Origin of the sequence: Kitasatospora sp. NPDC088351 (genome assembly GCF_040685575.1) — a bacterium.
In the GTDB taxonomy this organism is placed as follows: Bacteria; Actinomycetota; Actinomycetes; order Streptomycetales; family Streptomycetaceae; genus Kitasatospora.
On sequence record NZ_JBFBIL010000003.1, the window covers coordinates 86,602 to 111,067 of the forward strand.

General features: G+C 72.2%; 19 protein-coding genes. 8 read left to right on the forward strand and 11 right to left on the reverse strand.

Features of this window, described 5'->3' with window-relative positions; translation table 11 throughout:
- Window positions 1-79: 79 nt before the first annotated feature.
- From AB0P06_RS03370 to AB0P06_RS03380, 3 genes are read right to left on the reverse strand one after another with little or no spacing between them, the layout of a single operon-like run.
- Entirely contained in the window at window positions 80-889 is an 810-nt protein-coding gene (locus tag AB0P06_RS03370) for an amino acid ABC transporter ATP-binding protein (protein ID WP_363604714.1), read from the reverse strand.
- Window positions 886-1,860, reverse strand: a complete 975-nt coding sequence (locus AB0P06_RS03375) for an amino acid ABC transporter permease (protein ID WP_363604715.1) — start codon at window positions 1,858-1,860, stop codon at window positions 886-888. Before AB0P06_RS03375 ends, AB0P06_RS03370 begins: the two co-directional genes overlap by 4 nt.
- Window positions 1,861-1,896: 36 nt before the next feature.
- Complete coding sequence (locus tag AB0P06_RS03380) at window positions 1,897-2,835, reverse strand: ABC transporter substrate-binding protein (protein WP_363604716.1); 939 nt, start codon at window positions 2,833-2,835, stop codon at window positions 1,897-1,899.
- Window positions 2,836-3,809: 974 nt separating this feature from the next.
- On the opposite strand from AB0P06_RS03380, the gene AB0P06_RS03385 reads away from it, so the two are divergent.
- The gene (locus tag AB0P06_RS03385) at window positions 3,810-5,006 is read left to right on the forward strand and encodes an NADP-dependent malic enzyme (RefSeq protein WP_363604717.1); all 1,197 of its coding nucleotides are present in this window, start codon (window positions 3,810-3,812) and stop codon (window positions 5,004-5,006) included.
- 271 nt (window positions 5,007-5,277) lie between these two features.
- On the forward strand, window positions 5,278-6,240 hold the full coding sequence (locus tag AB0P06_RS03390; RefSeq protein WP_363604718.1) for a zinc-binding dehydrogenase: 963 nt from the start codon (window positions 5,278-5,280) through the stop codon (window positions 6,238-6,240).
- Between the two features lie 90 nt (window positions 6,241-6,330).
- On the opposite strand, the gene AB0P06_RS03395 is transcribed toward AB0P06_RS03390, so the two are convergent.
- The 6 genes from AB0P06_RS03395 to AB0P06_RS03420 form a co-directional block, all read right to left on the reverse strand.
- A complete protein-coding gene (locus tag AB0P06_RS03395; protein ID WP_363604720.1) occupies window positions 6,331-7,383 on the reverse strand; it encodes a PadR family transcriptional regulator in 1,053 nt (350 codons plus the stop codon).
- Between the two features lies 1 nt (window position 7,384).
- Complete coding sequence (locus AB0P06_RS03400; protein WP_363604722.1) at window positions 7,385-8,284, reverse strand: DUF4097 family beta strand repeat-containing protein; 900 nt, start codon at window positions 8,282-8,284, stop codon at window positions 7,385-7,387.
- Window positions 8,285-8,492: 208 nt separating this feature from the next.
- Window positions 8,493-8,672 carry a DUF6104 family protein gene (locus AB0P06_RS03405; protein ID WP_073926358.1) on the reverse strand — a complete coding sequence of 60 codons (180 nt, stop codon included), beginning with the start codon at window positions 8,670-8,672 and terminating at the stop codon, window positions 8,493-8,495.
- Between the two features lie 202 nt (window positions 8,673-8,874).
- Window positions 8,875-12,618, reverse strand: coding sequence for a multifunctional oxoglutarate decarboxylase/oxoglutarate dehydrogenase thiamine pyrophosphate-binding subunit/dihydrolipoyllysine-residue succinyltransferase subunit (locus AB0P06_RS03410; protein WP_363604724.1), 3,744 nt, complete (start codon window positions 12,616-12,618; stop codon window positions 8,875-8,877).
- A gap of 308 nt (window positions 12,619-12,926) precedes the next feature.
- Window positions 12,927-14,018 carry an ATP-binding protein gene (locus AB0P06_RS03415; RefSeq protein ID WP_363604726.1) on the reverse strand — a complete coding sequence of 364 codons (1,092 nt, stop codon included), beginning with the start codon at window positions 14,016-14,018 and terminating at the stop codon, window positions 12,927-12,929.
- A 133-nt stretch (window positions 14,019-14,151) separates the two neighbouring features.
- On the reverse strand, window positions 14,152-14,880 hold the full coding sequence (locus AB0P06_RS03420) for a response regulator transcription factor (protein WP_363604906.1): 729 nt from the start codon (window positions 14,878-14,880) through the stop codon (window positions 14,152-14,154).
- Window positions 14,881-15,442: 562 nt separating this feature from the next.
- Between AB0P06_RS03420 and AB0P06_RS03425 the strand changes: the two genes are divergently transcribed.
- The 4 genes from AB0P06_RS03425 (at window position 15,443) to AB0P06_RS03440 (ending at window position 20,755) form a co-directional block, all read left to right on the forward strand.
- Complete coding sequence (locus AB0P06_RS03425; protein WP_363604728.1) at window positions 15,443-16,243, forward strand: rhomboid-like protein; 801 nt, start codon at window positions 15,443-15,445, stop codon at window positions 16,241-16,243.
- A gap of 145 nt (window positions 16,244-16,388) precedes the next feature.
- Complete coding sequence (lon, locus tag AB0P06_RS03430) at window positions 16,389-18,815, forward strand: endopeptidase La (protein ID WP_363604729.1); 2,427 nt, start codon at window positions 16,389-16,391, stop codon at window positions 18,813-18,815.
- A gap of 79 nt (window positions 18,816-18,894) precedes the next feature.
- Window positions 18,895-19,416 (forward strand): GtrA family protein, encoded by a 522-nt coding sequence (locus AB0P06_RS03435; RefSeq protein WP_363604731.1) that lies wholly within the window; start codon window positions 18,895-18,897, stop codon window positions 19,414-19,416.
- Between the two features lie 124 nt (window positions 19,417-19,540).
- Window positions 19,541-20,755 (forward strand): ROK family transcriptional regulator, encoded by a 1,215-nt coding sequence (locus AB0P06_RS03440; protein WP_363604732.1) that lies wholly within the window; start codon window positions 19,541-19,543, stop codon window positions 20,753-20,755.
- Between the two features lie 25 nt (window positions 20,756-20,780).
- On the opposite strand, the gene AB0P06_RS03445 is transcribed toward AB0P06_RS03440, so the two are convergent.
- On the reverse strand, window positions 20,781-21,812 hold the full coding sequence (locus tag AB0P06_RS03445) for an ABC transporter permease (RefSeq protein ID WP_363604734.1): 1,032 nt from the start codon (window positions 21,810-21,812) through the stop codon (window positions 20,781-20,783).
- A gap of 131 nt (window positions 21,813-21,943) precedes the next feature.
- Here AB0P06_RS03445 and AB0P06_RS03450 point away from each other — a divergent pair, with 131 nt between their 5' ends.
- Window positions 21,944-22,393: a MarR family transcriptional regulator gene (locus AB0P06_RS03450; RefSeq protein WP_363604735.1), complete on the forward strand. Its 450-nt coding sequence runs from the start codon at window positions 21,944-21,946 to the stop codon at window positions 22,391-22,393.
- Window positions 22,394-22,544: 151 nt separating this feature from the next.
- Window positions 22,545-24,092: an MDR family MFS transporter gene (locus AB0P06_RS03455; RefSeq protein ID WP_363604737.1), complete on the forward strand. Its 1,548-nt coding sequence runs from the start codon at window positions 22,545-22,547 to the stop codon at window positions 24,090-24,092.
- A 111-nt stretch (window positions 24,093-24,203) separates the two neighbouring features.
- Here AB0P06_RS03455 and AB0P06_RS03460 read toward each other — a convergent pair whose 3' ends face one another.
- Complete coding sequence (locus AB0P06_RS03460; protein WP_363604739.1) at window positions 24,204-24,455, reverse strand: hypothetical protein; 252 nt, start codon at window positions 24,453-24,455, stop codon at window positions 24,204-24,206.
- Window positions 24,456-24,466 lie beyond the last annotated feature (11 nt).

The following is a 24,466-nucleotide window of genomic DNA, read 5'->3' on the forward strand; positions in this document are numbered from 1 at the left end:
CTGGCTCCAGCCTATTACCTGGGCGGGGCAGGCGTCGGCGCCCGGCAGGTCCGGCCTGCCGGGCGCCGACGGGAGCGTCCTAGAGCACCTTGGACAGGAACGCGCGGGTGCGCTCGTGCTGCGGGTCGGTGAGCACGTCGCGGGGGGTGCCGGACTCGACCACCACACCGCCGTCCATGAAGACCAGCGCGTCGCCGACCTCGCGGGCGAAGCCCATCTCGTGGGTGACGACGATCATCGTCATCCCCTCGTCGGCCAGACCGCGCATGACGTCCAGCACCTCGCCGACCAGCTCCGGGTCGAGCGCCGAGGTGGGCTCGTCGAAGAGCATCAGCTTGGGCTTCATGGCCAGCGCGCGGGCGATCGCGACGCGCTGCTGCTGTCCGCCGGAGAGCTGGGACGGATAGCTCTTCGCCTTGTCGGCCAGGCCGACCCGCTCCAGCAGGGCCATCGCCCGCTCCCTGGCGGACGCCTTGGCCTCCCTGCGGACCTGGACCGGCGCCTCGATGACGTTCTCCAGCGCGGTCATGTGCGGGAAGAGGTTGAAGCGCTGGAACACCATGCCGATGTCGCGCCGCTTGAGGGCGACCTCGCGGTCCTTGAGCTCGTGCAGCCGGTCGCCCTTCTGCCGGTAGCCCACCAGTTCGCCGTCCACCCAGAGGCGGCCGGCGTTGATCTTCTCCAGGTGGTTGATGCACCGCAGGAAGGTCGACTTGCCGGAGCCGGAGGGGCCGATCAGGCAGAACACCTCGCGCTGCTTGACCTCCAGGTCGATGCCCTTGAGCACCTCGACCAGGCCGTACGACTTGCGCACGCCCTCGGCCCTGACCATCGGGCCGTCGGTGCCGGCGTCGGCCGGGGTCGCGGGGGTCTTGGTCAGATCGGTCATACGTGGCCACCTCCCTCAAGGCCGGGAACCACGTCGTGCTTCCCGCTCGGCACGGGCTTGCCGGCGAACAGGCGGCGGAGCCGCTGGACCGGGGTCGGGGGGAGCGTCCGGTTGGTACCGCGGGCGTAGTGCCGCTCGATGTAGTACTGGCCGGTGGTGAGCAGCGAGGTCAGGAACAGGTACCAGACGGAGACCGCGATCAGCACCGGGATGGTCTGGAAGGTGCGCGAGAAGATGTTGTGGCCGGCCTGGTACAGCTCCTCCAGCGCGATGGCGCTCGCCAGCGAGGAGGTCTTGAGCATCGAGATGGTCTCGTTGCCGGTCGGCGGGATGATCACCCGCATGGCCTGCGGCAGGACGATCCGGCGCAGCGCGGCCGCGCGGCTCATGCCGAGCGCGTGGGCGGCCTCGGTCTGGCCCTCGTCCACCGACTGGAGGCCGCCGCGGACGATCTCCGCCATGTAGGCGGCCTCGTTGAGGCCGAGACCGAGCAGCGCCGCGGTGAAGACCGGGATCAGCGAGTTGGTCGACTCGGACCAGAACGCCGGCCCGAACGGGATGCCGAGCGACAGCTTGGGCCAGATCGCGGCGAGGAAGTTCCAGAAGACCAGCTGGACCAGTACGGGGGTGCCGCGGAAGATCCAGATGTAGAGCCAGGCGGTGCCGGAGAGCAGCGGGTTGGGCGAGAGCCGCATCACCGCGAGGACGACGCCGCCGATCACGCCCATCACCATGGCCAGCGCGGTCAGTTCGAGCGTGACGCCGACGCCGTGCAGGATCTGGTCGTTGAAGAGGGTGTCGCCCACGACGTCCCACTGGAAGGCGGGGTTGTTGATCAGGGCGTTGAGCAGCATCGCCAGGAGGACGACGATGACGACTGCTCCGGCCCAGCGTCCGGGGTGGCGGACCGGGACGGCCTTGATGGTCTCGGACCGTCCCGGTGTCACCTGCCCCTGGTCGGAAGTTTTCACGATGAGGTCGCCTCAGGGGGTGTGGTTCGGCGGAGGTCAGCTCTTGGCGGCGTTGATCTCGGACGTGCCGAGCGCGCCCGCCTCGACGCCCCACTTCTGCAGGATCTGCTTGTAGGTGCCGTCGGCGATCAGCGACTGGACGGCGCCCTGGACGGCCTTGGTCAGCCCGGAACCCTTCTCCAGGACGATGCCGTAGGGCGCGCTGTCGTAGGTGTCGCCGAGCTTCTCCAGCTGGCCGTTGGTCTGCTTGAGCGCGTAGTCGATCACCGGGGAGTCGGCCATCATGACCTGGTCGCGGCCGGCCACCAGGGCCTGGGTGACATCGGTCTGGAGCGAGAACTTGTCGCCGTCGCCGGGGATGGCGGGCTTGCCGTCCTTGGCGCAGTCGGGGTTGCGCGTGTCACGGACCTCGTCGGCCTGGGTGGTGCCGGTCTGGACGGCGACCTTCTTGCCGCAGAGGTCCTTGGGGTCGATCTTGTCCGGGTTGCCCTTCTTCACGGCGATCGCGCTGCCCGCGGTGAAGTAGGTGACCATGTCGACGGTCTGCTCGCGCTCCTTGGTGTCGGTGAAGGAGCTCATGCCGAGCTGGTACTTCTTGGCCGCGATACCCGGGATGATCGAGGTGAAGTCGGCGTTCTGCACGTCGGCGGTCAGGCCGAGCCGCTTGGCGACCGCGTTCGCCAGGTCGACGTCCATGCCGACGATGTTGCCCTTGTCGTCCTTGAACTCGTTGGGCGCGTAGGAGGCGTCGGCCGCGACGACCAGCTTGCCGGAGGACTTGACGTCGGCCGGCACGAGGGCGGCCAGCGCCGGGTCGGCGGTGACGGCGGCGACGCTGGCGCTCGGGTTGGCCGCGCCCGAACCGCCGGAGGCGGAGGAGGACTTGCTGCTGCCGCAGCCGGTCAGGACGAGCGAGACGGACGCGACTACCGCGCCGGCCGCGAGGAGGCGGGTGCGCTGGGTACGGGCGGTCATGGGGGATCTCCTCCTGAGGGAGAGGTCGGGCGGAGCGCGCCGCGGGGGCGCGGCGCACCGGGGCAGCAGGCCGTTCGGCGCTGTACCGGGTGTATTTCGCTGTGCGTCGTCGTACGGGCAGTGCCGGTCGTGCATGGCCTGGGCGGGGGTTCGCGCAGGGTGGTGCAGGGGACTGCTTCCGCCACCCTCCGCCGAGGTGGACGTTGACCGAACCGCCTCGACCAGTGGCCGGCTCGATCCGAGATGGGGGGAATCCTGCCATCTGACGACGGTCGGGTGGCCCTCATTCAGATCAAAATCGGATAACGAGGGTGCACCTTGTCCGCTATTCGGACGAATACCGTGTCCCTGTCACCCTCCGTATAGGTATGCGGTTTTCGCCGTGCCGTGCCGTGCCGGGAGGGGCGGGGTGCTGCCGGAGCGCCGCGCAGGCGTACGCAGGCGTACGCGGGCGGAACGGGCGGTCCCGCCCTCCCGGCCTGCCGGGCCGGGTACCGGGTGTGTCAGAATTCGGTACCGGGCGACCCCCGATGCTCGAACCCAGACCGCCGAGTCGCGACAGGCTCGGGGTGCGCAGGAACGGAAGTCTCCGACGTCGACTCCGTATCCGAGGCACCGGCTCACCTCCGTGTCTGCGTTCACTCCCGCGGGTGTGGGTACTCGTTCGCCATTGCCGTCGCCGGGGCCCGGTGCCTCCGACGCCGGACGCCGTCAAGGTGGCTGTCGGCGAATGAAATGCACGTGACGAGGACGAAAAGGCATAGGTGCGATGCCGTCGTCCGGCCTACGCTCGGCCCGGAAGCACAGTGCCGACAAATTAAGACAGAACACCCTCATCCGAGGGCGCCGCCCCGACGGCAGCGCCCCGACCCCCGCTCCCGGGTCCGCTTCGGCGTACCCGGTTTCCGGTTTCCGGCGGGGTCGTCCGCCCGTCGGTCACGCGTCCTCGCTGAACCAATGACGAAGAGGTCATCGTGGCAGCGGAGATCATCCACAGCAGCACCCAGGACACCGACGATCCGGTCGACGCCGTTTTCGCGCTCCACCGCGGCGGCAAGATGGAGATCCGGGCGACCGTCCCGGTGCGCGACGCGGACGACCTGTCCCTCGCCTACACCCCCGGTGTCGCACGGGTCTGCACGGCCATCGCCGAACAGCCCGAGCTCGTGAACGACTACACCTGGAAGTCCAACACGGTGGCCGTCGTCACCGACGGCACCGCCGTGCTCGGCCTCGGCGACATCGGCCCGGAGGCCTCGCTCCCCGTGATGGAGGGCAAGGCCATCCTGTTCAAGCAGTTCGGCGGGGTGGACGCCGTCCCGATCGCGCTCGCCTGCACCGACGTGGACGAGATCATCGAGACCGTCGTCCGGCTGTCGCCCTCCTTCGGCGGCGTCAACCTGGAGGACATCTCCGCCCCCCGCTGCTTCGAGATCGAGCGCCGGCTCCAGGAGGCCGTGGACATCCCGGTCTTCCACGACGACCAGCACGGCACCGCGATCGTCACCACCGCCGCGCTGTGGAACGCGGCCAAGGTCACCGGCCGGGAGATCGGCTCCCTGCGCGCCGTCATCTCCGGCGCCGGCGCGGCCGGCATCGCCATCGCCAAGATGCTGCTGGCCGCCGGCATCGGCGATGTCGCGGTCTGCGACCGGCGCGGCGTGGTGTACGACGGCCGGGGCGACCTCACCGACGTCAAGGCCGAGATCGCCGCGCAGACCAACCGGGCCGGCCTCAAGGGCTCGCTGGCCGACGCGATGGCCGGCGCCGACGTCTTCATCGGCGTCTCCGGCGGCACCGTGCCGGAGGAGGTCGTCGCCACCATGGCCGAGGGCGCGTTCATCTTCGCGATGGCCAACCCCACCCCGGAGATCCACCCCGAGGTCGCGCACCGCTACGCGGCGGTCGTCGCCACCGGGCGCAGCGACTTCCCGAACCAGATCAACAACGTGCTGGCCTTCCCCGGCATCTTCGCGGGCGCCCTCCAGGTCCGGGCCGCCCGGATCACCGAGGGCATGAAGCTGGCCGCCGCCAAGGCGCTGGCCGGGGCGGTCGCCGACGAGCTGACCCCGCAGAAGGTGATCCCCTCGCCGTTCGACGAGCGGGTCGCCCCGGCCGTCACCAGGGCCGTCGCCGAGGCCGCCCGCGCCGAGGGCGTCGCCCGCCGCTGACCCGGCGTCAACGGCTCCCCGGGGCGCCCTTCGGCTCCCCGGGGAGCCGAAGGGCGCCCCGCTGCCGAAAGCGACGAGCGACAAGCGAGGCACGAGCGCCGGAGTGAGGAGTGTCGGCGGCGGGTCCGAGCGCCCGGAGGCGACCCGGGGGAAAAGAGGGACACGAGCGCCGGAGTGAGGAGTGTCGGCGGCGGGTCCGAGCGCCCGGAGGCGACCCGGGGGGAGGGGAGAGGGCTACCGGGCCCCGCCCGTCGCGGCTATCGTCCGGACCATGTTTGCCGCCTACGCCGCACGAATCGACGCCGACGACCCGCTGAGCGGACTGGAGTCGGGTGAACTCCCGGAGCCGCAGGCCCGCCCCGGCTGGAGCCTGGTCACCGTCCGGGCCGCCAGCCTCAACCATCACGACCTCTGGTCGCTGCGCGGGGTCGGGCTGCCCGCCGAGCGGCTGCCGATGATCCTCGGCTGCGACGCCGCCGGTGTCGACGAGCACGGCAACGAGGTGGTCGTCCACTCGGTGATCGGCCAGACCGGCCACGGCGTGGGCCCGGACGAGCCGCGGTCCATCCTCACCGAGCGCTACCAGGGCACCTTCGCCCAGCAGGTGCTCGTCCCCACCTGGAACCTGCTGCCCAAGCCCGCCGAACTCAGCTTCGAGCAGGCCGCCTGCCTGCCCACCGCCTGGCTGACGGCCTATCGGATGCTGTTCACCAACGCCGGGGTCAAGCCGGGCGACACCGTCCTGGTGCAGGGCGCCGGCGGCGGCGTGGCGACCGCGCTGATCGTCCTCGGCAAGGCGGCCGGACTGCGGGTCTGGGTCACCGGCCGGGACGAGACCAGGCGCGACCGGGCGCTGGGGCTCGGCGCGGACGCCGCCTTCGCGAGCGGCGCCCGGCTGCCCGAGCGGGTGGACGCGGTGATGGAGACGGTCGGCGCCGCCACCTGGGCACACTCGGTGAAGTCGCTGCGCCCGGGCGGCACCGTGGTCATCTCCGGGGCCACCTCGGGAGCCAACCCGACCGCCACCGAGCTCAACCGGATCTTCTTCCTGGAGCTCAGGGTGGTCGGCTCGACCATGGGCAGCAAGGAGGAGCTGGCCGGGCTGCTCTCGCTCTGCGCCACCGCCGGTGTCCGGCCGGTGATCGACTCGGTGCTGCCGCTCACCGAGGCGCGGGACGGCTTCGCCCGGCTCGCCAAGGGCGACGTCTTCGGGAAGATCGTCCTCACGCCCTGACGGCCCGGCCCGACGCGACCCACGCGGCGGGCCCGGCACCTCCCCCGAGGAGTGCCGGGCCCGCCGCATCGGCCGTCGGCCGGTGGCGGGTCAGCCCAGCAGCCGCCGCAGCCGCTCGCCCGCCGTACCCAGCACCGAGCGGGCCTCGGCCAGCCGGTCGGCGCTCACCCCGCCGTCCCGGGCCGCGTCGCGCACCTGGTCGCGGAAGCGGTCGAGCAGCCGCTCCAGCTCCCGGGCCGGGTCACCGGCCGGGTCGGTCGCCGTCCACGCCGGCAGGTCGGCCGGTACGGCGGCGGGCCCGCCGGTGCCGTCCTTGTCGAGGTCGATCCGGGTGACGGTGACCTGCTCGGCGGCCTGCTCGCTCCGCTCCTCCGCCGAGTGGCCCCAGCGGGCCGCGTCGGCGAGCCCGGCCAGACCCCTGGTCAGCTCGGACAGCCCCTCGGCCAGCCCGGTCGGCCAGTCGCCGCGGGCCGCGTGGTCACGGACCTGCTGCTCGACCCGGCGCTTGATCCGCAGCGCCTCCTGCTGCGCCGCCGTCCGCGCGGCCCGGGACTGCTCGCGCAGCCGGCGGGCCTCCTCCTCGGCGGCCTTCGCCTTGGCCTTGGCCGCCTTCTCCTGCTCCTTGGCGCGCTTGGCCTGTTCCCGCGCCTGCTTCTTGAACTGGGTGAACTCCTCCTTGGCACGCTGCCAGGCGTCCTTGTCCCCCCACGGTCCGGCCCACGGGTCCCCGCCCCCGGCCTGCTCCGGCGCCTCCTGCTGCGCCTTCTTCGCCGCGCTCCACAGCTCCTCGCGCAGGTCCTTGGCGCTGTCCCGGACGTCCTCGCGGATCGCCCCGGCGAGCTGGGCCACCGAGTCGCGGATCTCCAGCTCCAGCTCGTCCAGCTCGCCCTGGCGGGCCGCCAGCTCGGTGCGGCCCGCGTCGGTGAGCCGGTAGACCTTGCGACCGCCCTCGGTGCTGTGCGCGACCAGGCCCTCCTGCTCCAGCTTGGCGAGCCGCGGGTAGACGGTGCCGGCCGAGGGCGCGTACAGGCCCTGGAACCGTTCCTCCAGCAGGCGGATCACCTCGTAGCCGTGCCGGGGGGACTCGTCGAGCAGCTTCAGCAGGTAGAGCCGGAGCCGGCCGTGGCCGAAGACGGGGCTCATGTCATGCCTCCTTGGTGAGGTCGGGGCCGGCCGGGAGCTCCTTGACGACCACCGGGCCGTCCTCCTCGGTGTCGGGGCGGCGCAGCACGGTGACGGAGCCCGAGACGGTGGTCACCGCGAGGCTGCCCTTGCCGTCGCCGAGCTGGCCGGAGAGCCGCTTGGCGCCCCAGGTGCCGCCGACCTTGAGCTGCTCGAAGGTGCTGGAGATGTCGCCGCTGTTGGTGCCGGCCTCGACCTTGGTGTCGGCCAGCGAGGGCAGCCGGACGCCGACCGGGCCGCTGACCGTGGTGACCTTGATGTCGGTCGGGGTGGCCGCGTCGAGGTCCAGGGTGACCGCGCCGGTGACGGCGTTGGCCTGCACCCTGTCGGCGGTGCCGGCGACCACGGTGAGCTTGCCGGAGACGGTGTTCAGCCGGAGCTGTCCGGCCACCGACTGGGCGTCCACGTCGCCGGTGACGGTGTTGATGTCGGTCCGGCCGGCCAGGCCGACCAGGGTGGTGTCGCCGTTGGCGCTCTGCACCGAGACGTGCCCGGCGATGCCCGAGACGGTGGTGTCCGCCGAGACGGCGCCCACCTTGACCTCGGCGGCGGCCGGCACGGTCAGGGTGATCCCGGCCACCCGCTTGCGCTTGAACGAGGCGAAGAACCCCTTGACCGAGTCGACCGACTTGAGCACCTCACCGAACTCGCTCCAGCCGCTGATGTCCTTGTAGGTGACCGTCAGGACGCCGTCCACCAGGGTGACGTGCAGCGGTTCGCCCTTGAGCTCGGTGACCTCCAGGCGGGCCGGCCCCTCGGCCGCCACCACGTTCACCGTGCCGTCGATGATCCGCACGTGCAGCGCGCGGACCGCTTCGTCGATGGTGATCCTGTCGGGTCCCTCGACCGTCCACTGGCTCATCTCTGCCGCCTCCCGTTGCGACTCACGATGTATCGCGTTCTCTTTTAAAGACGATATATCGCGTGACGGTGAAGTCAAGCGCCCCGATCCCGGAGCCGGACCCGGATCCGCCCCCTAGGGGTGAAGGGCGAGGGGCGCAGCGCGAAGGGCCCGGGAGACGGTGGTCACCCGGGCCCTTCAGGCCCCTCGGTGGGGCGGTGTCAGCGGTCTACTCGTCGTCCTCGTCGTCGAGCCGGGCCAGCCAGGTGGCCAGCCGCTCGACCGGGATCTCGAAGTCGGGGTTGAGGTCGACGAACTCGCGCAGGCGCTCGGCCAGCCACTCGAAGGTGACCTCCTCGTCGCCGCGCCGGCTCGCCAGCTCCTCGATGCCGCGGTCGGTGAAGTACACGGTTCGCTCCGGTCAGACGGGAATTCGACCTGGTCAGGATAGACCCGGTTGGCCGTTGGCCCGCCAGGTGCCGAGGGTCACCCCGGCGGCCCCGGTGGTGGGGCCGGCGGCCTCCACGGCCGCGACCGCGGCGGCACCGCGAAACGGCCCGGGCCCCCGCGCGGTGTGCGCGGGGGCCCGGGCCGTTCGGTCCGACCGGGGGTCAGAGCGAGAAGATCTCCTCCAGGAGACCCAGCTGCTCGGCGGCGTGGCGCTTGGCCGAGCCGACCGCGGGGGCCGAGGAGGCCGTGCGGGCGACGCGGCGCAGGCGCGAGTCGCCGGCGCTGCGGCCGATGACGACCTCCAGGTGGTCGACCAGGTTCATCGCGATGAACGGCCAGGCACCCTGGTTCGCCGGCTCCTCCTGCGCCCAGATGAACTGGACGTCGTCGCCGTAGCGGCTCAGCTCCTCCTGGAGCTCGGCCACCGGCAGCGGGTAGAGGCGCTCGACCCGGACGATCGCGGTGTCGGTGATCCCGCGCTCGGCACGGGCCGCCTCGACGTCGTAGTAGAACTTGCCCGCGGTGATGACCACCTTGCGGACCTGCGACGGGTCGACGGTGGTGTCACCGATGACCGGGCGGAACGAGCCGGAGAGGAACTCCTCCGTGGCACTCGCCGCGGCCTTCAGACGCAGCATCGACTTCGGGGTGAAGACGACCAGCGGCTTGTGGTGCGGGTTGTGCGCCTGCCAGCGCAGCAGGTGGAAGTAGTTCGACGGCAGGGTCGGCATGGCGACCGTCATGTTGTTCTGCGCGCACAGCTGCAGGAAGCGCTCCGGGCGGGCGGACGAGTGGTCCGGGCCCTGGCCCTCGTAGCCGTGCGGCAGCAGCAGGGTGACGCCGGAGTGCTGGCCCCACTTCTGCTCGGCGGAGGCGATGTACTCGTCCACCACGGTCTGCGCGCCGTTGACGAAGTCGCCGAACTGCGCCTCCCACATGACCAGCGCGTTCGGGCGGGTCAGCGAGTAGCCGTACTCGAAGCCCATCGCCGCGTACTCGGACAGCAGGCTGTCGTACACGGTGTAGCGGGCCTGGTCCTCGGTCAGGTACAGCAGCGGGGTGTAGTCCTCGCCGCTGACCCGGTCGATCAGCACCGCGTGGCGCTGGCCGAAGGTGCCGCGGCGGCTGTCCTGGCCGGCCAGGCGGACCGGGTGGCCCTCCATCAGCAGCGAGCCGATGGCGAGGGTCTCGCCCATCGCCCAGTCGATGGTGTTGTCCTCGACCGAGCCGGCGCGGCGCTGCAGCTGCGGCAGCAGTCGCGGGTGGACGGTCAGCCAGTCCGGCAGGTTGACCTGCGAGGCGGCGATCCGCTTGACCATCTCCTGGGAGATGCCGGTCTGGATGCTGACCGGGAAGTCGGCCTGCGGCGTGCCGACGGCGGCCGGGGCCGGCGTCTGGGCGGCGTCGCGGACCTCGGCGAAGACCTTCTCCAGCTGGCCCTGGAAGTCCTGGAGCGCCTGCTCCGCCTCTTCCATGGTGATGTCGCCGCGACCGATCAGGCCCTCGGTGTACAGCTTGCGCACCGAGCGCTTCTTGTCGATCAGGTCGTACATCAGCGGCTGGGTGAACGACGGGTTGTCGGCCTCGTTGTGACCGCGGCGGCGGTAGCAGATGAGGTCGATCACGACGTCCTTGTGGAACGCCTGACGGAACTCGAAGGCGAGCCGCGCGACGCGGACCACGGCCTCCGGGTCGTCGCCGTTCACGTGGAAGATCGGGGCCTCGATCATCCGGGCCACGTCGGTGCAGTACATCGAGGAGCGCGAGGAGGCCGGGGCGGCGGTGAAGCCGACCTGGTTGTTCACCACGATGTGCACGGTGCCGCCGGTGCGGTAGCCGCGCAGCTGCGACATGTTCAGGGTCTCCGCGACGACGCCCTGGCCGGCGAAGGCCGCGTCGCCGTGGATCTGGATCGGCAGCACCGGGAAGGTGGTGCCGCCCTGGTCCAGGATGTCCTGCTTGGCGCGGGCGATGCCCTCGACGACCGGGTCCACGGCCTCCAGGTGGGAGGGGTTCGCGGCGAGCGAGACCTTGATGGTCTCGCCGTCCAGGCCGGTGAAGGTGCCCTCGGAGCCGAGGTGGTACTTCACGTCGCCGGAGCCGTGCATCGACTTCGGGTCGAGGTTGCCCTCGAACTCGCCGAAGATCTTGCCGTACGGCTTGCCGACGATGTTGGCCAGCACGTTCAGACGGCCGCGGTGGGCCATGCCGATCACGGTCTCGTCGAGGCGGTGCTCGGCGGCCGCGTCGATCGTGGCGTCCAGCAGCGGGATGAGCGACTCGCCGCCCTCCAGCGAGAAGCGCTTCTGCCCGACGTACTTGGTCTGCAGGAAGGTCTCGAAGGCCTCGGCCGAGTTCAGCCGGCGCAGGATGCGCAGCTGCTCCTCGCGCTCCGGCTTGGTGTACGGCTTCTCCAGGCGCTCCTGCAGCCACTTGCGCTGCGCCGGGTCCTGGATGTGCATGTACTCGATACCGACGGTGCGGCAGTACGTGTTGCGCAGCAGGCCGAGGATGTCGCGGAGCTTCATCATCCGCTGGCCGCCGAAGCCGCCGACCGCGAACTCGCGCTCCAGGTCCCACAGGGTGAGGCCGTGGGTGGTGACGTCCAGGTCGGGGTGCTTGCGCTGCTTGTACTCCAGCGGGTCGGTGTCGGCCATCAGGTGGCCGCGGACCCGGTAGGAGTGGATCAGCTCCATGACGCGCGCGGTCTTGTTGACCTCGTCGTCGTGGGTGGTGGCGACGTCGGTGGCCCAGCGGACCGGCTCGTACGGGATCCGCAGCGACTCGAAGATCTCGTCGTAGAAGCCGTTCTCGCCGAGCAGCAGCCGGTGGATCTCGCGCAGGAACTCGCCGGACGCCGCGCCCTGGATGACGCGGTGGTCGTAGGTCGAGGTCAGCGTCATGATCTTGGAGACGCCGAGGCGGGACAGGGTCTCCGGGGCGGAGCCCTGGAACTCGGCCGGGTACTCCATGGCGCCGACGCCGACGATGGTGCCCTGGTTCTGCATCAGGCGCGGCACGGAGTGCACGGTGCCGATGCCGCCGGGGTTGGTCAGCGAGACCGTGACGCCGGTGAAGTCGTCCATGGTCAGCTTGTTGGCGCGGGCCCGGCGGACGATGTCCTCGTAGGCCTGCCAGAAGCCGAAGAAGTCGAGGGTCTCGGCCTTCTTGATGGCCGCGACGACGAGCTGGCGGTCGCCGTTGGGCTTGACCAGGTCGATGGCCAGGCCCAGGTTCACGTGCTCGGGCTTGACCAGGAAGGCCTTGCCGTTCTCCACCTTGTAGCTGTGGTTCATGCCCGGCGAGGCCTTGACGGCCTGGACCAGGGCGTAACCGATCAGGTGGGTGAAGGAGACCTTGCCGCCGCGGGCGCGCTGCAGGTGGTTGTTGATGACAATGCGGTTGTCGATCAGCAGCTTGGCGGGCACCGCGCGGACGGACGTCGCGGTCGGCACCTCCAGCGAGGCGTCCATGTTGGTGGCGACGGCCTTGGCCGGGCCGCGCAGCTGGACGAGCTCGGGGCCCGCCGTGGCGGCCGGCGCGGCCGGAGCCGGGGCGGCGACCTTGGGGGCCGGCGGCGCGGCGGGGGCTGCGGCGAGCGGCGCGGGAGCCGGAGCCGGGGCCGCCGGGGCGGTCGCGGGTGCGGCCGGCGCGGCGGGAGCGGCAGCGGCGGGCGCGGGGGCGGCAACGGGAGTCGGCGTGGTGCCGACCGGGGTCGCGGCCTGGGTCACTGGGGTCACCTCGGTACCGGGCTTGTAGTCGGCGAAAAAGTCCCACCAGGCTCGGTCGACCGAGTTCGGGTCCTGGAGGTACTGCTGGTAGATCTCATCGACGAGCCACTCATTGGGGCCGAAGCCAGTGGAACTTGCCGAGCTATTGGGGGTTTCAGGGGACTGTGGCGACACGGCGGCAACCGCCCTCTTCCGCTTCCTTTTGGGATGTTTGGACAGCGGGGATTAAGGCTACGCCCCTGACCAGTGATCGCGCAGTCCCCGGGGCTCAGGCGTCGCCCAGATCACAGTGCTGACCTGCAGTTTGGCTGAAAATGTGCGTTAGAAAGCCGCATCGGAGGGGAAGCGATCACGGTCGATCAGTGCACATATCTGGACGAAACCGGACAAAGCATCCCGGAAGCACCGAATGATCTTCGTGTACGTCTGTGTCCGTCCTGTGACATGACGGCGAAGTCCGTCCGACGCGAATGCGACGAGGCTCACCGCGGACCGGGCAGCCGGACCTCGATCCGGCAGCCGCGGGCGGCCTCGGCCACCTCGATCCGGCCGCCGTGCAGATCCACCGCCCAGCGGGCGATGGCCAGCCCCAGACCGGTGCCGCCGTCGGCGCCGGGCCCCTGGGCGGTGGCGGTGCCGCTGCGGCTGAACCGCTCGAACACCCGGGTCCGGTCGGCCGGCGGGATGCCCGGGCCCTCGTCCTCGACCTCCAGCAGCAGGGCGCCCGGCTCGGCGCCGGGCCGGGCCCGGACCGTCACGGTGCCGCCGGGCGGGGAGTGCTTGCAGGCGTTGTCGACCAGGTTGGCGACCACCTGGTGGAGCCGCTCCGGGTCGGCGACGCCGGTCAGGCCTGCCGGGCTGACCTCCAGCGCGAGCCGGACGTCCCCGCGCCGGGAGAACGCCCCGCCCGCCGTCGCGCCGTCCACGGTGACCCCGCGCAGTACGCCGTCCAGGAACTCGCGCACCTCGAAGGAGCGCGCGTCCAGGTCGACCACCCCGTCGTCGATCTTGGAGAGGTCGAGCAGATGGGTGACCAGCCGGCCGAGCCGCTCGGTCTGCTCCAGCGCGGCACCCAGGGTCGCCGGGTTCGGCTGGACGACGCCGTCGACGACGTTCTCCAGCACGGCGCGCAGCGCGGCGATGGGCGTGCGCAGCTCGTGCGAGACGTTGGCGACCAGTTCGCGGCGGTGGCGGTCGGCGGCCTCCAGGTCGGCCGCCATCAGGTTGAAGGCGGCCGCGAGCTCGCCGATCTCGTCGCGCGAGTTCACCTCGACCCGGCGGCTGTAGTCGCCGGAGGCCATCGCGCGGGCGGCGGCCGTCATGTCGCGCAGCGGGGCGGTCAGCCCGTGCGCGAGGAACTGCATGAAGAGCAGCGAGGCGATCATGGAGAAGACCATGATGATCCGGATCTGGGTCTCGGACCGGATGGCCACCACCACCATGCCGGTGGCGAGGAAGACCGAGACGATCACCAGCAGGGCGAGTTTGCCCTTGATGGAGCGGACCGGGTCGAGCGGCCGGATGTCGGCCCAGACCCGGCGGGCGGCGCGGGCGGCCAGGGTGGGCTGCCGCATGCCGGCGGTGTCCCCGTCGCGTTGCTGTGGAAAGGTCATTGGTCCCCTGTGCTTCCCCCGTGTGTGCTCCCCCCGCGCGGTTCGCGCGGCGGTCCGGGATGCGGGCCCCCCGGAGGCCCGGTGCCCGGTGACCCTAGGGGTGCGGGGCCTCCAGGGCGTATCCGACGCCGTGGACGGTGCGGATCCAGCTGGCGCCGATCTTCCGGCGCAGCGCCTTGACGTGGCTGTCGACGGTGCGGGTGCCGGAGGCGTCCGTCCAGTCCCAGACCTCGGCCAGCAGCTGCTCGCGGGTGAGCACCGCGCGCGGCTGGGCGGCCAGGCAGGCGAGCAGGTCGAACTCGGTCGGCGTCAGGTGGACGTCGCCCGAGGCCAGCCGGACCCGGCGCTGCACATGGTCGATCTCCAGCTCGCCGAAGCGCAGGCTGCCGAGCGCCGGCGTCCTGGCCGCCTGCTGGGCGCGCTCGACGCGACGCAGCAGCACGTTGACCCGGGCCGCCAGCTCGCGCATGGAGAACGGCTTGGTCATGTAGTCGTCCGCGCCGACGCCGAGGCCGACCAGCAGGTCCGTCTCGTCGTCCCGCGCGGTCAGCATCAGCACCGGGACCGGGCGCTGGGCCTGGATCCGGCGGCACACCTCCAGGCCGTCGAAGCCGGGCAGCATGATGTCGAGCACCACCAGGTCCGGCTGCCAGGTGTGGAAGCCGTCGACGGCGCCCGGGCCGTCGTGGGCGACTGCGACCTTGAAGCCCTCCGCGCCCAGGCGGGCCGCGATCGACTCGGCGATCGTCGGTTCGTCCTCCACCACCAGCACTCTGCGCTGGCTGCTCACCGTGCCGCCGCTGTTGGTGTTGTCCTGCTGAATTTCTGTCACGGTCACGCCACCGCCCCCAGGGCTGCGGGCCGGCCACCGATGGGGATGGCGGGGCTCCGCTCGTAGTCTTGTTCCGTCGTGGACTGTGCCGGGTCCGCCGTCCCGTCGCGCGCGGGGACCGGAGGGCGGGTGTCGACCGCCCACCTGTCCCGCACACTTCGCAGCGTACGGACAGCGGGTGCCTCCCGGCAGGTGGACCGGACGTTTCCGGCCCGTGGGCCGGCCGTCGGGGCCGTCCGCGGACCCACTCGCAAGTGGGCACGGGCCGATACCTTACCCGGCGATTTTTCACTCCGTAACGGTACGTATGCACCCGGGTTGACGTTGAGACGCCGGTCAGGACCCGTGCCGGCGCGTGAACGGAGAGAAGGTCTGGACCAATCCCGGGTGACGGGCGACCCCGGGCCCGGTGATCCTCACGGGGTTTTCCCAGCGGGCTCCCAGAACCTCGACGTACCGTGGTCACGAGATTGCCGAGGGTGGGATTTCCGGGGCGCGCCGGTACGTTGGCACCGGGTGTGAACCGGTGTCTGCGGATCTGAGCGGAGGCGGCATGGCGGAGTGGCGGCAGGGTGCGGTACCGGCCCGCTCCCGCCCGGCGCCGCCCGCCGGGCCGCCGTACGGCCTGCTGCGGCACGGCCTGCGGGCCGGGGTGGCCGAGTGGGTGCTGGCCCGGGTGCCGACGCCGCGGCGCAACCCTTTCGCGCTCGGCTACCTGGCCGCGGTCGGGGCCACCACCACCTTCGCCAGGCTCGCCGATCCGGAGCTGGTGCTGCGCCTCCAGGAGGCGTCCAGTTCGGACGGGCACAACCTGTTGCACCACCCCGTGCGCGCGCTGCTCTTCAGTGGCTTCTGGGTGGCGGGGCCGATCTGGATGCCCTACCTGTGGGCGTTCGCCTTCACCGTCGCGCCGCTGGAGCGCCGGGTCGGGGCGGCCCGGGCGGCGGCGGTGTTCGCGATCGGGCACATCACCGCCACGGTGCTCTCCCAGGCGGTGGTGATCACCGCCGTGGCGACCGGCCGGATGGAGTCCGAGGCGATGGACTACCTGGACATCGGCGTCAGCTACGGCGTGCTGGCCAGCCTCGGCGCGCTGGCCGGGCTGCTGCCGCCGCGCGGGCGGCTGCTGGCGCTGGGCGGCGTCGGAGCGATGATCGCCGACCAGATCCTCACCGACCGGGACCTGGTCACCGGGATCGGCCACCCGGTCGCGGTGCTCGCCGGGGTGGTGCTCTGGCGCTGGCTCCGGCGGGACGGGGGCGGCAGGCTGCGGCCGCGCCGGCTGCGTACGCCGGCCGCCTCCGCGGCCTCCGCCTCCGGGCCCGGCGGGGCCGCGGTGCTGGACCGCGGGTAGCCCCGCGCGGGGCCTGGGCCAGGCGTTTTTGACAGCCCGGGCCGCGGCCTTCCCTGTTCGCTCACGGCGAACAAGGCCTCGGGAACATCCGGTGCCCGCGAAACCTTAGTCAGGTCAACTCAAGTTCGCTGACTGGGGAGAGATCATGGCATCGACGTCCACACCGCTCACCCTGCCCGTGCTGCCGCTCGACGACGAGGTCGTGCTCCCGGGCATGGTCGTCCCGCTGGAGCTCAAGGACACCGAGGTGCGCGCCGCCGTCGAGGCCGCCCGGGCGGCGGCCACCGGCACCGGCAAGCCCCAGGTCCTGCTGGTCCCGCGGGTGGACGGCTCGTACGCGGCGGTCGGCACCCTCGCCACCGTCGAGCAGGTCGGCCGGCTGGCCGACGGGGATCCGGCGGCGCTGGTCCGCGCCGTCCGCCGGGCCCGGATCGGCGTCGGCACCACCGGTCCCGGCGCCGCCCTCTGGGTGGAGACCACGCCGTTCCGGGAGTCCTCGGCCGGCACCCCGGTGGCCGGGCGCGCCGCCGAGCTGGTCAAGGAGTACAAGACGCTCTCCACCCAGTGGCTGCGCAAGCGTGGCGCCTGGCAGATCGTCGACCGGGTCGCCCAGATCGAGGGCGTCGGCGAGCTGGCGGACAACATCGGCTACGCCCCCTTCGCCACCGCCGAGCAGAAGCTCAAGGTGCTGCTGGAGGCGGACCAGGTGGCCCGGCTGGAGTACGCGCTCGGCCTGCTGCGCGACCACCTCGCCGAGGAGGAGGTCAACGACACCATCCGCAAGGACGTCGAGGAGGGCGTCGCCAAGCAGCAGAAGGAGTTCCTGCTCCGCCGGCAGCTGGAGGCGGTCCGCAAGGAGCTGGCCGAGCTGAACGGCGACCCGGCGGACGAGGAGGGCGACTACCGCGCCCGGGTCGAGGCCGCGGACCTGCCCGGGAAGGTCCGCGAGGCGGCCCTCAAGGAGGTCGACAAGCTGGAGCGCTCCTCCGACCAGTCGCCCGAGGGCTCCTGGATCCGCACCTGGCTGGACACCGTCCTGGAGCTGCCCTGGAACGAGCGCACCGAGGACGCCTACGACATCGCCGGCGCCCGTGCGGTGCTGGACGCCGACCACTCCGGCCTGGCCGACGTCAAGGACCGCATCGTCGAGTACCTGGCGGTGCGCAAGCGCCGGGCCGACCAGCGGACCGGGCCGGCCGCGAGCCCCCAGGAGCAGCCGGGTGGCGGCGCGCGCCGGGCGGGCGGGGGCGCGGTGCTGGCGCTGGTCGGCCCGCCCGGCGTCGGCAAGACCTCGCTCGGCGAGTCGGTGGCCCGCGCCATGGGCCGGAGGTTCGTCCGGGTCGCGCTCGGCGGTGTCCGGGACGAGGCGGAGATCCGCGGTCACCGGCGCACCTACGTCGGCGCGCTGCCCGGCCGTCTGGTGCGCGCCATCAAGGAGGCCGGCTCGATGAACCCGGTCGTCCTGCTGGACGAGATCGACAAGGTCGGCTCCGACTTCCGGGGCGACCCGGCGGCCGCCCTCCTGGAGGTGCTCGACCCGGCGCAGAACCACACCTTCCGCGACCACTACCTGGAGGTCGAGCTGGACCTCTCGGACGTGGTCTTCCTCGCCACCGCCAATGTGCTGGAGGCCATCCCCGGGCCGCTGCTCGACCGGATGGAGCTGGTCCGCCTGGACGGCTACACCGAGGACGAGAAGGTCGTCATCGCCCGGGACCACCTGCTCCCGCGCCAGCTGGAGCAGGCCGGGCTGAAGGACGGCGAGGTCACCGTCGACGAGGAGGCGCTGCGCCGGCTGGCCGGCGAGTACACCCGCGAGGCCGGCGTCCGGAACCTGGAACGCTCGATCGCCCGGGTGCTGCGCAGGATCGCCACGCAGAGCGAGCTGGGCGAGCGGGAGCTGCCCGCCGCGATCGGCGCGGGCGACCTGCGCGCCCTGATCGGCCGCCCGCACCACGTGCCCGAGGCGGCCCAGGAGCCGGCCGAGCGGCGCACCGCCGTCCCCGGCGTGGCCACCGGCCTCGCGGTCACCGGCGCCGGCGGCGACGTCCTCTTCATCGAGGCGTCGCTCGCCGACGCCGAGACCGGCGGCACCGGGCTCACCCTGACCGGGCAGCTGGGCGACGTGATGAAGGAGTCCGCGCACATCGCGCTCTCCTACCTGCGCTCGCGCGGCGCCGAGCTGGAGCTGCCGGTCACCTCGCTGCGCGACCGCGGCGTGCACCTGCACGTCCCCGCCGGGGCCGTCCCCAAGGACGGGCCGAGCGCCGGCATCACCATGACCACCGCGCTGGCCTCGCTGCTCTCCGGCCGCAAGGTGCGCACCGACGTGGCGATGACGGGCGAGGTGTCGCTGACCGGGCGGGTGCTGCCGATCGGCGGGGTGAAGCAGAAGCTGCTCGCCGCCGACCGGGCCGGGGTCACCACGGTGATCATCCCCAAGCGGAACGAGGCCGATCTGGACGACGTCCCGGCCGAGGTGCTGGAGCGGCTCACCGTCCACCCGGTCGCGGACGTCCGGGAGGTGCTGAGGCTGGCCCTGGAGCCGGCCGAGGTGCTGGTCGCCGCCTGACGGTGGGCAGCGGTCCGGGCGTCACCCGGCCCGGCCGCCGGACGGGAGGGGGCGGCAGACCTCGTGCCAGACTGCGAGGATGCCGTCCCCCACGCAGCGAGCCCTGGCCAGGGTGCCGGCCCGTCTGCGCCCGTTCCTGGTCAGGCACCGCAGGCTGGTGAAGGTCCTGCTGGTCGGGGCCTCCTGCTTCGTGCTGACGACGGTGATCAACTTCTCGCTGAAGTTCACCCTGCTGGAGCGGAAACCGGTGGTGGCGCTCACCATCGCGACCGTGGCCGCCACGGCGGTCTCCTACGTGCTGAACCGCCGGTGGTCCTTCCGGGCGGTCGGGCGCCGACGCGAGGCCGCACTGTTCTTCCTGGTCAGCGTGGTGGCGATCGTCGTCAACGACATCCCGCTGATCCTCTCGCGCTACCTCCTGGACCTGCGCGAGCCCCAGGTGAGCGCCCTCACCCAGGAGGTGGCCGACTTCCTCAGCGGGATGGTCGTCGGCACCTTCGTCGCGATGCTGTTCCGCTTCTGGGCGATGCAGCGCTGGGTCTTCACCCGCCTCGCCCAGCCCGTCGCCCGGATGGAGCAGCAGCCCCAGCGGACCTCGTGACGGTGGCCCGGAGCGGCCCCTCCGCGCCCGGCCGACCGCTCCGGGCCACCGGGGCCAAACGCGATTACGCTGCAAACGTCCGGCCCCATGGGCACGGTGCGCGGCAGTCGAGCGGGTGAGGGCGATGCGCGAGACGGACGGTCCCCGGACCGGACCCGCCAGCCAGCAGGGCATGCGCCGGGCCAATCTGGCGCTGGTGCTCGGCGCGATCGCGCGCTCCCCGCGCTCCCGGGCCGAGGCGGCCGCGGAGACCGGGCTGACCAGGGCGGCCGTCTCCTCGCTCGCCGAAGAGCTGATCGCCGCAGGTCTGGTGGTCGAGGAGGGCACGGCCACGTCCAGCGGCAAGGTCGGCCGACCCGGTACCGCGCTGGGCCTCAACCCGCGGGGGCCGGGCGGCATCGGCGCCGAGATCGGCGTGGAGCACCTCGGCGCCTGCGTGGTCGACCTGCGCGGCGAGGTCCGCGCCTGGCGCCGCCAGGAGATCCGCAACCGCGGCCGGCGGCCCGCCGCCGTGATGGCCGACCTCGCCGAGCTGCTGCGCCGGGCCGCCGACGACGCGGGGCTGCGCCCGGCCGGGCTCGCGCTGGCCGTCCCCGGTCTGGTCGGTGCCGGGGGCGGGGTGCTCCAGCGGGCCGCCAACCTGGGCTGGCAGGACGTGCCGATCGCGGCCGAGCTGCGGCTCGCGCTGCGGGCGGCCAACGCGGAGCAGCTGGCCGAGCTGCCGGTGGACGCGGACAACGAGGCCAACCTCGGCGGGCTCGCCGAACTCTGGCTGGGCGGCGGACCCGACCACTTCCTGCACGTCTCGGCCGAGGCCGGCGTCGGCGCGGCGATCGTGATCGGCGGCCGGCTGCTGCGCGGGGCACGCGGTTACGCGGGCGAGCTGGGCCATGTGCCGGTCCACCCGGACGGACCCCGCTGCGCCTGCGGGGCGTACGGCTGTCTGGAGCAGTACGCGGGGGAGGCGGCGGTGCTGCGGGCGGCCGGTCTGGAGGGGGTCCGGGGCGACTGGGTGGCGCTGCTCGCCGAACGGGCCGAGGCCGGGGACGAGGAGGTGCGCGCCGCGCTGGCCGGGGCCGGGACGGCGCTGGGCATCGCCTCGGCCGGGGCGGTCAACCTGCTCGACCCGGCCGAGGTGGTGCTGGGCGGCGGCTACGCCCAGCTGGCGCCCTGGCTGCTGCCGTCGATGCGCGCCGAGCTGGCGGCCCGGGTGACCGTCCGCCCCTGGTCGGAGGACCGGCTGACGGTCTCCCGGCTGGGCCGCCGCGGCCCGCTGCTGGGGGCCGCGGTCGGCGTGGTGCGGGCGATCGTCGCGGACCCGGGCCGTCTGGCGGACTAGGGCTTGTCTGACAGGCCCTGGCGCCCTACGCGTGCACTATCTCGCGGCCGTAGCGCGGCTTGCGCAGCACGGCGAGGAAGGTGATTCCGACGCCGGCCAGCGCCCAGACGGCGAGGACCAGCAGGGGCATGCCCAGGTTGGTGCCGCCGAAGTAGGCGATCGAGCGGGCCGCGTCGGTGCCCGCGCCGTTCGGGATCCACGCCCCGATGGCCCGCCAGAACGGCGGCATCATCGGCGGCGGGAAGACCCCGCCCGCGCTGGGGTTGCCGAGCACCACGAAGAGCAGCACCGCGACACCGATGCCGATGATGTCGAACAGGCACTCCAGTGCCATGGTGACCGCGCCGACCGCGAACACCACCAGGGCGCCCAGGGCGGAGAGGCCCCAGAACGATCCGGGCAGCGCGTTCAGGGCCGGTCCGACGATCACCGCGCCGCCGATGCCGGCCGCGATCGAGTAGAGCGCCAGGGTGCCGAGCCGGATCAGCGCCCGGTGCGGGTTGGCGGGCAGCGAGCCGGCGCTGATGCCGAGGATCGAGGCGACCAGGTAGCCGCCCACGCACCAGCCGATCACCAGGTAGAAGGAGGAGAGGCCGTTGGTGTCGCCCTTGGCCAGCGGTGCCACGTCCTGGGTCACGACCGTCCGGCCCTGCGCCTTGTTCAGGCCGGTGACGACCGACTCGGCGGCCTTGGCGGCCGCCGGGCCGCGGGCGTTGCCGACCAGCAGGGTGTCCTCGGTGCCGGCCGGGTTCACCACCAGCGCGGCGTAGATCTTCTGGTCCTTGAGCTGCTCGGTGGCGGTCTGCGCGTCGGGCGCGGTGACGGCCCGGACGGCGTCGTTCGGCACCGAGTCCAGCGCCTCGACCAGCTTGGGGGAGACCTGCGGCGGGGCGACCACCGCGATCGACAGGTTGTGCGGGGTCGGCTCGTGCAGCGCCCCGACGTACGAGGTGATGAAGCCGAATTGGAGAAGGAGCACGGCAATCACCATCAGCGCCGCGCGCGGGGTGACCGCTCCCTTGAGTTCGGCGACGAGTCCCTGCCCTGGGGCGGCCATCGACATCTCCTTGTGTATGAGGGAAAAACGGATACTTCATACCATCAACTAGTTAGGTTGTTTGTCATCCCGCGCCGGGTCCGGCCCGGGGTGGCCTGCGGGATACTGGCGCGGTGAGTGCGGCGAATACGGTGAGTGACGAAGATCCCCTGCTGGCGGTGGAGCGCGAGGTCGCGCTGATGTTCCGGCGGGGCCGGGCCCGGGTGGCGGAGCTGTCCCGCCGGGGCCATCCCCGGCTGGAGGGCATGGCGTACAGCATGCTCGGCTACATCGAGCAGGCCGGCCGGGTGCGGGTGACGGACGTCGGCGTGCACTTCGCTGTGGGCAAGGCCACGGTGAGCCGGCAGATCAGAGCGCTGGAGGAGCTGGGTCTGGTGTCCCGGGAGGCGGATCCGCAGGACCGCCGGGCCGCGCTGGTCTCGCTGACCGAGGACGGGCGGCGGCGCTACCTGGGCGCCCGGGACGTCCGGGTGAAGCGGGTGCGGGAGCTGATGGAGAACTGGTCCGAGGAGGACGTGGTCCGCTTCGCCGAGTTGCTGCACCGCTTCAACGACGTGGTCGGGGAGGCCGTCGCGCCCTGAGCCGCTGCGGGGGCCCCGGCGCCGGCCGGGGCGGGGTCGTACGGCGGGACTTTACTTGGGCTTGAAGAAAGTTGCCTTAGTCAACCATCGCCCCTATGGTTGCTTAAGGCAACGATTTCTCGCATCCCCCGTACCCCGCAGAAGGACCCAGATGACCGTCACCACCCACGCCGCGACCGGAGCCGCCACCGCCGACGACCAGCCCATGACGCACCGGCAGGTGATGGAGGCGCTCTCCGGCCTGCTGCTCGGTCTCTTCGTGGCCGTGCTCTCGTCGACGGTCGTCTCCAACGCGCTGCCGCGGATCCTCACCGACCTGCACGGCGGTCAGTCCGCCTACACCTGGGTGATCACCGCAACCCTGCTCACGCTCACCGCCTCCACCCCGATCTGGGGCAAGCTCTCCGACCTCGCCAGCAAGAAGCTGCTGCTGCAGATCGCCCTGGTGATCTACATCGCCTCCTCGGCGCTGGCCGGTCTCTCCCAGAACACCGGTCAGCTGATCGCCTGCCGCGCCCTCCAGGGCATCGGCGCCGGCGGTGTCACCGCGCTGGCCCAGATCTGCCTGGCGGCGATGGTCCCGCCGCGTGAGCGCGGCCGGTACGGCGGCTACTTCGGCGCCGTCTTCGCCCTGGCCACCATCGGCGGGCCGCTGATCGGCGGCGTCATCGTGGACACCTCCTGGCTGGGCTGGCGCTGGTGCTTCTACGTCGGCATCCCGTTCGCGCTGGCCGCGATCCTGGTGCTGCAGCGCACCCTCAAGCTGCCGGTGGTCAAGCGCAAGGTGAAGATCGACTACCTGGGCGCGCTGGTCATCACCGGCGCCGTCAGCCTGCTGATGATCTGGATCACGCTGGCCGGCAAGAACTACGCCTGGCTCTCCTGGCAGACCGCGGCCATGGTCGGCGGCGGCCTGGTGCTGGGCGCCCTGGCCGTGGTGATCGAGCGCCGGGCCGCCGAGCCGATCATCCCGCCGCACCTCTTCCGCTACCGCACCGTCACCCTGGCGGCGGTCGCCAGCGTGCTGGTCGGCATCGGGATGTACGGCGCGACCACCTTCCTCAGCCAGTACTTCCAGCTGGCCCGGGAGAAGTCCCCGACCATCGCCGGCCTGATGACCCTGCCGATGATCCTCGGCCTGGCCGTCTCCTCCACCGTGGCCGGAAAGATGATCACCAAGTACGGCAAGTGGAAGGCGTACCTCGTCTCCGGCACCCTGCTGCTGGCGATCGGCTTCGCCCTGCTCGGCACCGTCCGGGCCGACACCCACTACGGGCTGCTCTCGCTCTACATGGCCATCACCGGCGTCGGCCTCGGCCTGACCATGCAGAACCTCGTCCTGGCGGTGCAGAACACGGTGGCGCGGAGCGAGCTCGGCGCGGCCAGCTCGGTGGTCACCTTCTTCCGCACCATGGGCGGTGCGATGGGCGTCTCCGCGCTCGGCGCCCTGATGAACAACAGGGTCGGCCACTACCTGACGGAGAACCTCACCGCCGCGCACATCCCGGCCGCCGGCGCCGGCGGTGGCGGCATCCCGGACCTGCACAAGCTGCCCGCCCCGGTCGTCCCGCTGGTGACGGACGCCTTCGGGCACGGTGTGGGCGTGGTGTTCCTGGTCGCGGCGCCGTTCGCGCTGCTGGCCTTCATCACGGTGCTGTTCATCCGGGAGACCGCGCTGCGCACCTCGCAGCAGGACTGAGCCCGGGGCGGCCGACCGGCCGGACGGCGTCGGGACGGCGGGATGAGGAGAGGGGCCGGGGAGTGGTGATTCCACTCCCCGGCCCCTCTCCTTCACGGCCGTACGGCCGTGCTACTTGCCGGCGATCAGCGTCAGCCCGTAGACGACGGCCGCCGCGCAGACGCCGAAGCAGGCGTACGCGCCGGCCAGCGCCAGCCGGCCGCTGCCGCCGGCGGCCGGGGCGTCCGTGTCCGCGTGCCGGGCCGTCACGGCCTCGCGGCGGGAGAGCGCCAGGATGCCGAGCGCGAAGACGGAGACCACGGCGACGGTGATGCCGAAGCTGACACCGGCGGTCTGGGCCAGGGCGTTCCACTTGATGTGCATGGTGTGTGCTC

Excerpts from the sequence above, each read along its gene's own strand:
- AB0P06_RS03380 (WP_363604716.1), bottom strand. The coding sequence starts at position 2,835 with ATGACCGCCCGTACCCAGCGCACCCGCCTCCTCGCGGCCGGCGCGGTA.
- AB0P06_RS03435 (WP_363604731.1), top strand. The coding sequence starts at position 18,895 with ATGCCGTCCCCCACGCAGCGAGCCCTGGCCAGGGTGCCGGCCCGTCTG.
- AB0P06_RS03370 (WP_363604714.1), bottom strand. The coding sequence starts at position 889 with ATGACCGATCTGACCAAGACCCCCGCGACCCCGGCCGACGCCGGCACC.
- AB0P06_RS03400 (WP_363604722.1), bottom strand. The coding sequence starts at position 8,284 with ATGAGCCAGTGGACGGTCGAGGGACCCGACAGGATCACCATCGACGAA.
- AB0P06_RS03445 (WP_363604734.1), bottom strand. The coding sequence starts at position 21,812 with ATGGCCGCCCCAGGGCAGGGACTCGTCGCCGAACTCAAGGGAGCGGTC.
- AB0P06_RS03440 (WP_363604732.1), top strand. The coding sequence starts at position 19,541 with ATGCGCGAGACGGACGGTCCCCGGACCGGACCCGCCAGCCAGCAGGGC.
- AB0P06_RS03390 (WP_363604718.1), top strand. The coding sequence starts at position 5,278 with ATGTTTGCCGCCTACGCCGCACGAATCGACGCCGACGACCCGCTGAGC.
- lon (WP_363604729.1), top strand. The coding sequence starts at position 16,389 with ATGGCATCGACGTCCACACCGCTCACCCTGCCCGTGCTGCCGCTCGAC.
- AB0P06_RS03460 (WP_363604739.1), bottom strand. The coding sequence starts at position 24,455 with ATGCACATCAAGTGGAACGCCCTGGCCCAGACCGCCGGTGTCAGCTTC.
- AB0P06_RS03395 (WP_363604720.1), bottom strand. The coding sequence starts at position 7,383 with ATGAGCCCCGTCTTCGGCCACGGCCGGCTCCGGCTCTACCTGCTGAAG.
- AB0P06_RS03415 (WP_363604726.1), bottom strand. The coding sequence starts at position 14,018 with ATGCGGCAGCCCACCCTGGCCGCCCGCGCCGCCCGCCGGGTCTGGGCC.
- AB0P06_RS03425 (WP_363604728.1), top strand. The coding sequence starts at position 15,443 with ATGGCGGAGTGGCGGCAGGGTGCGGTACCGGCCCGCTCCCGCCCGGCG.
- AB0P06_RS03455 (WP_363604737.1), top strand. The coding sequence starts at position 22,545 with ATGACCGTCACCACCCACGCCGCGACCGGAGCCGCCACCGCCGACGAC.